This window comes from Streptosporangium fragile (genome assembly GCF_039534445.1).
GTDB classification, from domain to species: Bacteria; Actinomycetota; Actinomycetes; order Streptosporangiales; family Streptosporangiaceae; genus Streptosporangium; species Streptosporangium fragile.
The window spans coordinates 85,805-93,777 of record NZ_BAAAVI010000030.1 but is presented as its reverse complement, the minus strand read 5'-3'; the positions used below and the strand labels follow the sequence as shown (position 1 = coordinate 93,777).

The following is a 7,973-nucleotide window of genomic DNA, read 5'->3' as shown; positions in this document are numbered from 1 at the left end:
CCTCCCGGACGGACCGGGCCGGCCGGAACCGGCGGAAGACCCCCTGGACGGACCGGGCCAGGCGGAGCCGTCCGGAGCGGACGCCCGGCCGGAGGAGCCGGGCCTGCCGGTTCCGCCGGGGCCCTGAGCCTTCCCAGGGCCGCCCGGGGCGGACGCCGGGCCGGACGGACCGGATCTGCCGGAACCACCCGCACCGGAAGACCGCGCGGAGGGGCCGGGCCGGCCGGAGCCCTCGGGCGCCCGGCCTCGGCCGGAGGAGCCGGGCCTGCCCGGTCCGTCCGCGCCGGGAGACCGGCGCGGGGAGCCGGAGGCGGAAGACCGGCCGGACCCCCCGCCGGAAGACCGCCCGGACGCACCGGGTCCGGCGGTGGCGCCGGAGGCGGGCGGCCTGCCCGCCGGACCGGGCCGGGGACGGCCCTCAGGGGCGTCCTGGGCGCCGGGGGGACGGGAGCCGTCGGAGCGGGGGGGCCGGGCGTGACCCGGCTTCCCGGTGGCGTCAGGGGCGCCTCCCGGCCGTGCGGGACGGCCGGGACCGCCGGGAGCCCGGCGCGCGGAACCCCCGGCCGGTCCACCGGAGGCCCCGCGGCCCGGCTCCGGACCCAGGCCGCCGGTCTCCTTCACCGGCCCGTGCCCTCCGTCTGCTCCCGCCCGACGAGCTTCTGGCCGCCGCTGGCGGCCCGGCTGGCCGATCCGTCGGGAACGATGACGCGCGCGCGCTCCCAGTCGGGCTGCTGCCCCTGCTTCTCGGCGTTGCCGGCGAGGACGCCGGGCATCTCCAGCTGGGCGTTGCGGTTCTTCTTCTCCTGCTTCTCCTGGCGGAGACGCTTGGTGTCGTTGCGCAGCTCGTTGGCCAGGAAGGAGTCCTGCGCGAGGACGGTGTTCAACAGCAGCAGGCTGACCAGGCCGCCGCAGAGCAGGCCGACCACGAGCAGCACGAAAGGAGTGCGCGGCGCACGCGCGCGGCGGGGCCGCGGGACGGCCCTGGCCGGCGGGGCCTGGTCGGCGACGGGCTCGGGCCTGGCCGGACCGCTCCCGCGTCGCCGCGGCACCGCGCGGGGAACGCGCACGGGTCGCACACCGCGACCGGGCGCGGTACGGCGGACGTCTGTCTCACTCCTCGTCAACTGCCTCACGGATCCTCTCTACCGCCCGACACCGGGCAGAGGCCGCCCGCGGGTTGCGGGCCACCTCCTCTTCGCTCGGAAGCTCGGCTCCCCTCGTCACGAACGCGAACCGCGGCTGGTGAGCCGGGAGCGGGACGGGAAGCCCGGGAGGACTGCTATCCCTGGTTCGCGCGGTCATAACCTGCTTTGTCAGCCGGTCCTCGAGGGAGTGGTATGCGAGCACGACGGCGCGCCCGCCCAGCGTCAACGCGTCGAGCGCGGCAGGAAGCGCGCGTTCCAGCGCCGTCAACTCCGCGTTCACCTCGATCCGCAACGCCTGAAAAGTCCTTTTGGCGGGGTTTCCCCCAGTTCTGCGAGTAGCGGCCGGGATCGCCGTACGGACGATCTCCGCAAGCCGCTTGGTAGACGTTATGGCCTCCCTGGCCCTTTCCTTGATGATTAGCTGTGCGACACGCGGGGCGAATCGTTCTTCTCCGTAGTCCCGCAGGATCCGGACCAGCTCGGCGGCCGGGTAGGTGTTGACGACGATCTCCGCCGTGAGCTCCTGGTCGCGGTCCATCCGCATGTCCAGCGGCGCGTCGTAGGAGTAGGCGAAACCGCGCTCGGCCTCGTCGAGCTGGGGCGAGGAGACACCCAGGTCGAACAGGGCTCCGTCGATGCGCCGGCGGCCGGCCTCGGCCAGCACGCGCGGGAGCTCGTCGGAGACCGCGCGGACCAGGGTGGTCCGGTCGGCGTACGGGGCCAGCCGGGCGGTGGACTGCTCGATGGCGAAGGGGTCGCGGTCGATCCCGATCAGGTGGAGGGCGGGGTGCGCGGCGAGCAGCGCCTCGGCGTGGCCGCCGAGGCCGAGGTTGGCGTCGACGAGCACCGGATCCGGGCGAGAGAGCGCGGGAGCCAGCAGTTCCAGCACCCGATCGAGCATGACGGGGATGTGCCCGCCGAACGCCTGAAGCCCATTGCTGTCGTTTTCGGCGCGCATGACGCGCAAACCCCCTCTTTCGCCGCATCCGCCCGCGGACATGCGGCGGACGCTCATCGGTGTCCCTGCCCTGGCCCCCACCCCCGGGGCCGTCCGGCCAGGTCCCCATCCGCACCCGCGTATCCGCCGTCACCTGACACCGGGGAAGGTGCATCAGCTGACCGGCAAGTGGTTGCGGGTGGAGACCTCGCCGAACGACGTATTCACCGATGAGTCGACCGTGGAGTCACAGAATCCCTGGCAGCACCTCCTCCGACAGGTCGGCGAAAGCCTGCTCCTGATCGGCCAGATAGCTGTCCCAGGCGTTCGCGTCCCAGATCTCCAGCCGGGTGTTGGCCCCGATGACCGCACAGTCGCGACGCAGACCGGCGTACTCGCGCAGAGCCTGCGGCACGGTGATGCGACCTTGCTTGTCGGCGACCTCGTCGGATGCGCTGGCGAAGAAGACCCTGCTGTAGTCACGGACCGTCTTGGCGGTGACCGGCGCGCCGCGTAGAGCTTCGGTTATGCGCTGGAACTCCTCTACGGGAAAGACGTAGAGGCAGCGCTCCTGGCCTTTGGTGATCACCAGACCCTCCGCCAGCTCCTCACGGTACTTCGCCGGCAGGAACAGCCGTCCCTTGTCATCGAGACGCAGGTGATGGGTGCCGAGGAACATCGGCTCCACCTCCTGTGCCTAGCGGAGCGCCAGGCATCGCTGCCCCTGCCCTCCACTGCGCACCACCATACTCCACTTCTCTCCACCGTCAACTGATTCGGCCCGCCATCGCGACCGGCCCGGCTGCCATTTCCCCAGCTCAGAAGGGGTGGGGCGAAGTGGAGGGGGTGAGCGGCACCCCGCGTGTCGACGAACTGTCGAAAAGTTGTCCGGATAACTGGAAGATCATGAAATTAACCACAAGACGGGTAAGAATGGTGGAAGGTGCGCCGGTACGTACCGCACACGGCCCCCCGTCACGGGATCGGCACACCACGTGGACGGAAACATGACGGCCGACGTACACACTGTGGCTGTTCACCCGAAATCAGCCCTAATGACCACATAAAGTCGCGGCTGGAACGCACGGCGCCGTAGTGTCGGTGCACAGAATGGACTACGGACCGGCAAAGGTCCCGCAATACGAATCCCCGGCGCGCAACCGCCGCACCCTCATGGAGGCCTGGTGGCAGTAACCCATGACGTCTCACCTCCGCTCGAAGATCTCGTCGTCACCGCGCACCGGATCCGCGAGTCGATCGAGTCGGTGATCGAAGGCAAGAGTGACGTCATCCGCCTGACCTTGACCGTAATGCTCGCCGAGGGGCACCTCCTGATCGAGGACGTGCCGGGGGTGGGCAAGACGATGCTCGCCAAGGCCCTGGCGCGCTCCATCGACTGCCCGGTGCGCCGCGTCCAGTTCACCCCCGACCTGCTGCCCAGCGACATCACCGGGGTGAGCGCCTACAACCAGCAGACCCGGGAGTTCGAGTTCAAGCCCGGTCCGGTGTTCGCCAACATCGTGGTGGGCGACGAGATCAACCGGGCCTCGCCGAAGACCCAGTCGGCCCTGCTGGAGTGCATGGAGGAGCACCAGGTCACCGTCGACGGCGCGACCTACCGGCTCGACAGCCCCTTCATGGTGATCGCGACGCAGAACCCCATCGAGATGGAGGGCACCTACCCCCTTCCCGAGGCGCAACGTGACCGCTTCACCGCCCGGATCGCGATGGGTTACCCCGCACCCTCGGCCGAACTGGAGATGCTCGACGTGCACGGCGCCGCCTCCCCGTTGGACAAGCTGGAGCCGGTGGCCACCACCGCCGAGGTGAAGGCGCTGATCGAGGCGGTGCGCGGGGTATACGTCTCGCAGCCGATCAAGAAGTACGCCATCGACCTGGTGACCGCCACCCGCCAGTCCCCCGAGCTGCGGCTGGGCGCCTCCCCGCGGTCGACCCTGCAACTGGTCAGGGCCGCGCGGGCGCACGCCGCCCTCTCCGACCGCGACTACGTCATCCCGGACGACCTGCAGGATCTGTGCGTCCCCGTCCTCGCGCACCGGCTGCTGCCCAGCGTCGAGGCGCAGGGACAGCGGCGCCTGCCCGAGCAGGTGATCTCCGACCTGGTCCGCCGGGTGCCCGTTCCCGAGGCCCAGGCGCGGTGACATCGGGTCTCAAGGCGCTCACCGCCCGCGGCAGGTCCTTCCTCGCCTCGGGCGTCGCGGCGCTGCTGTGCGCTTTCATCCTCGGCGAGCACGACCTGCTCAGGATCGCCGTGCTGATCATCTCCCTGCCGCTGCTGGCGGCCATGGTGGTGGCCCGCACGCGCTACCGGCTGAGCTGCGCCCGGCGCCTGGACCCGCCCAGGACCGAGGTGGGCAGCGAGGCCACGGTGACCCTCCGGCTGGAGAACGTCACCCGGCTGCCGACCGGCCTGCTGATGATCGAGGACACCGTTCCCTACGCGCTGGGGGCCCGGCCCCGGTTCGTCCTGGACCGGGTCGAGGCCCAGGGCATCCGGGAGATCGACTACCGGGTCCGCTCCGACCTTCGCGGTCGCTTCGCCATCGGGCCGCTCTCCATCCGGATCAGTGACCCCTTCGGTCTGGTCGAGCTGACCAGGTCGTTCACCATCAGCGACACGCTGGTGGTGACGCCCCACGTGGTGGCCCTGCCCCACGTGCGGCTCTCCGGGGAGTGGATGGGCGGCGGCGACAGCCGCACCAGGAGCGTGGCGGCGGCCGGGGACGACGACATCGCGCCACGCGAGTACCGGCAGGGCGACGACCTGCGCCGGGTGCACTGGCGCTCGACCGCCAGGCGTGGCGAGCTGATGGTGCGGCGCGAGGAGCAGCAGTGGCAGAGCAGGGGGGCACTGCTGCTCGACACGCGCCGCCACGCCCACCGGGGCGAGGGGCCGCGCTCGTCGTTCGAGGCGGCGGTCTCCGCCGCGGCCTCCATCGGCGTCCACCTCGCCCACGAGGGCCTCGGCCTGCGCCTGGTCACCGACCAGGGCGCCGAACACCTCACCGAGACCGGGCTGAGCTGGTCGCTGCTGGACACCCTGGCCGTCGTGCGGACCAGCCCCGCCCGGTCGCTGGAGTTCGGCATCGGCGCGCTGCGCCAGGGAGGCGGCGACGGGCTGATCGTGGCCGTGCTCGGCGCGATGGACGTGGAGCAGGCCCAGGCACTCGCCAGGGCCAGACACGGCAACGTGACCGGCGTGGCGGTGATGCTGGACGTGGCCGGCTGGGAGCATCCCGGGACCGGCGAGAACGAGGAGTTCAAGGCGGCGCGGGCGGTGCTCGCGGGATCGGGCTGGCGCGTCGTGCGACTGCCCGCCGGCGCCTCCGTCGCGGGCGTGTGGCAGGAGGCCGCGCAGCGCGGGCGGTTCGCAGCGAGCAGGGGTGGGTCATGAGACTTTCCATCGCGTCGGGCGCGGCCACGGGAGCGGTCGCGATCGCGCTCTATCCCCTTTTCCAGGGGGGCACCTGGTTCTGGACGAGTCTCGGCGCCATCCTGGTCGTGACCGGGACCGGCGTGCTGGCCGGCCGGCACCCGCTGCCCCGGTGGCTGGCCCCGCCGGCCCAGCTGGCCGCGCTGCTGCTCTACCTGACGACGGTGTTCGCCGGTGACGAGGCGTGGGCCGGGGTGCTGCCCACCAGGGAGTCGGTCGTCGAGCTGGTCCGGCTGCTGCTCACGGGCTTCGCCGACATCCAGCGTTTCGCCGCCCCGGTGCCCGACAGTACCGGCATCGTCCTGCTCACCTGCGGCGGCGTCGGCGTCATCACCCTGGCGGTCGACCTGCTGGCCGCCCGGATGCGCAAGGCGGCGCTCACCGGGCTGCCGCTGCTGGCGCTGTTCACCGTCCCGGCCGCGGTGGTGGCCGAGCCGATCAGCTGGCCGGCGTTCATCGTCGGAGCCCTGGGCTACCTGGGGCTGCTCGTCGCCGACGGACGGGAGCGGGTCAACCACTGGGGCAGGGCGGTGCTGGTGCGCCGGACGTCGTCCCGCACCGCCCAGCCGCCCGCCGGGGACACCGGGCTGCTGCGGCTGTCGGGCAAGCGCATCGGGTTCACCGCGATCGCGCTGGCCGTCCTGCTCCCCGCGCTGCTGCCCACCCTGGAGCCCGACCCGCTGTTCGGGTTCGGCGTGGGCAACGGCAAGGGCCGCGGCGGGAACTCCATCAGCATCCCCAACCCCATGGTCAACCTGCGCGGCCAGCTCTCGCTGCCCGGCAACTCCACCGTCCTGACCTACACCTCCAGCGACAGCACACCGCGCTACCTGCGGATGTACTCGCTGGACGTCTTCGACGGCGAGCAGTGGACGATGTCGCAACCCCGGGGCCGTCCCGAGGACCGCACCTCCGAAGGGCCGATGCCGCCGCCCCCGGGGCAGAGCTCCGGCACCCCCGTCACCCCGGCGACCCTGAAGATCACGGTGAGCGACGAGGTCAGGAGGCTGAGCTTCCTGCCCCTGCCCTACCCCGCCTCCCGGGTCACGGTGGAGGGCGACTGGCGTCCCGACCGTGACACCCTCATGGTCTTCTCCACGCGGAACACCGCGGGAGGGCTGACGTACGAGGTGGTCACCGCCGAGCCGAAGGCCGACGCGGACCGGCTCAAGGCGGCGGCCCCGGCGCCGCAGGAGATCAGGGAGCGCTACCTGGAGCTGCCGGAGAACCTGCCGGGCGAGATCAGGGAGCTCGCCCTCCGGGTGACCGACCGCGACGCCGGCCCGTACGAGCAGGCGATCCAGCTGCAGAAGTTCTTCACCGAAGACGGCGGGTTCACCTACAGCCTGGCGACCCAGGGCCACGACGGACCGGCGCTGACGGATTTCCTGATCCGCAACCGGACGGGGTACTGCGAGCAGTTCGCCGCCTCGATGGCGGTGCTGGCCCGGATCCTGGGCATCCCCGCCCGGGTCGCCATCGGATACACCGGCGGCAGCAATCTCGCCGGCGAGTGGCAGGTGCGCACCCACGACTCGCACGCCTGGCCCGAACTGTACTTCGAGGGCACCGGGTGGCTCAGGTTCGAACCCACCCCGGCCGGCGGGGCCGGCCAGGGCAGCGCGACCGTGCCCGCCTACAGCCGTCCCCAGGTCACCGCGCCGAGCACCCCGGACGAGCCCACCGCGGCCCCGTCGGCGAGCGCCGAAGACTCGGACACGCCGAACGACCCGGCGAACCGTCGCGACCGGAGGCCGGACCAGGAGTTCGGCGGTGTGCCGGTCGAGGTCGACGAGGGCGTGCCGCCCGCCGCGCAGATCGGCCTCGGGGTGGCGGGCGTGCTGCTGGTGGCGTTGATCCCGGCGATGCTCCGCTGGGAGCTGCGGGCCCGCCGCCGCCGGTCCTTCTCCCGTACGGAGCGGGAGCCCGGAGTCCGGGACGGGGGACGCGCGGCACCGGACCCGACCGGCCCCGCGGCCGTCAGGAGCACCCGCCGGAACCCGGCGGTCGCGGCGGCCTGGGCGGAGCTCGACGACGCCCTGTGCGACTACGGCCTGTCCCGCCAGGTCAGTGAGAGCCCCCGAGCGCTGGCCAGGAGGCTGGCGGCGGAGCGTTCCCTCATGCCCGAGGCGGCGGCCGCGTTGGCCCGGATCGCCACGGCGGTCGAGCGGATGCTCTTCGCCCGGACGGCCGGAGAGACCGGCTCGCTGCGCGAGGACGTGCGGACGGTGCGGCGGGCGCTGGCGGCCACGGTCACCCGCGGCCGGCGGATCCGCGCGGCGCTGCTGCCGCCCTCGACGCTCCTGCGGATGCGGGCGATGGGCGGGCGGATCCTAGACGGTTTCGACCGGCTGGAGAACATCCGGCTGCGGCGGCCGGCCCGGAAGAACGCCTGAGCGCGCGGAAGGAACACACGGCCGACGACATGGGCCGCTCC

General features: G+C 72.3%; 6 protein-coding genes. 3 read left to right on the top strand and 3 right to left on the bottom strand.

Features of this window, described 5'->3' with window-relative positions; translation table 11 throughout:
- Window positions 1–617 precede the first annotated feature (617 nt).
- The 3 genes from ftsL to mraZ form a co-directional block, all read right to left on the bottom strand.
- The gene (gene ftsL, locus ABD841_RS21160; protein ID WP_344974357.1) at window positions 618–1,067 is read right to left on the bottom strand and encodes a cell division protein FtsL; all 450 of its coding nucleotides are present in this window, start codon (window positions 1,065–1,067) and stop codon (window positions 618–620) included.
- 43 nt (window positions 1,068–1,110) lie between these two features.
- Window positions 1,111–2,103 carry a 16S rRNA (cytosine(1402)-N(4))-methyltransferase RsmH gene (rsmH, locus tag ABD841_RS21155; RefSeq protein ID WP_344974354.1) on the bottom strand — a complete coding sequence of 331 codons (993 nt, stop codon included), beginning with the start codon at window positions 2,101–2,103 and terminating at the stop codon, window positions 1,111–1,113.
- A gap of 226 nt (window positions 2,104–2,329) precedes the next feature.
- Entirely contained in the window at window positions 2,330–2,761 is a 432-nt protein-coding gene (mraZ, locus tag ABD841_RS21150) for a division/cell wall cluster transcriptional repressor MraZ (RefSeq protein WP_344974351.1), read from the bottom strand.
- 505 nt (window positions 2,762–3,266) lie between these two features.
- On the opposite strand from mraZ, the gene ABD841_RS21145 reads away from it, so the two are divergent.
- From ABD841_RS21145 to ABD841_RS21135, 3 genes are read left to right on the top strand one after another with little or no spacing between them, the layout of a single operon-like run.
- Window positions 3,267–4,244 (top strand): AAA family ATPase, encoded by a 978-nt coding sequence (locus ABD841_RS21145; protein WP_344974348.1) that lies wholly within the window; start codon window positions 3,267–3,269, stop codon window positions 4,242–4,244.
- A complete protein-coding gene (locus ABD841_RS21140) occupies window positions 4,241–5,497 on the top strand; it encodes a DUF58 domain-containing protein (RefSeq protein ID WP_344974345.1) in 1,257 nt (418 codons plus the stop codon). Before ABD841_RS21145 ends, ABD841_RS21140 begins: the two co-directional genes overlap by 4 nt.
- Window positions 5,494–7,932, top strand: coding sequence for a transglutaminase TgpA family protein (locus ABD841_RS21135; RefSeq protein WP_344974342.1), 2,439 nt, complete (start codon window positions 5,494–5,496; stop codon window positions 7,930–7,932). Before ABD841_RS21140 ends, ABD841_RS21135 begins: the two co-directional genes overlap by 4 nt.
- Window positions 7,933–7,973: the final 41 nt, after the last annotated feature.

Excerpts from the sequence above, each read along its gene's own strand:
- rsmH (WP_344974354.1), bottom strand. The coding sequence starts at position 2,103 with ATGCGCGCCGAAAACGACAGCAATGGGCTTCAGGCGTTCGGCGGGCAC.
- mraZ (WP_344974351.1), bottom strand. The coding sequence starts at position 2,761 with ATGTTCCTCGGCACCCATCACCTGCGTCTCGATGACAAGGGACGGCTG.
- ABD841_RS21135 (WP_344974342.1), top strand. The coding sequence starts at position 5,494 with ATGAGACTTTCCATCGCGTCGGGCGCGGCCACGGGAGCGGTCGCGATC.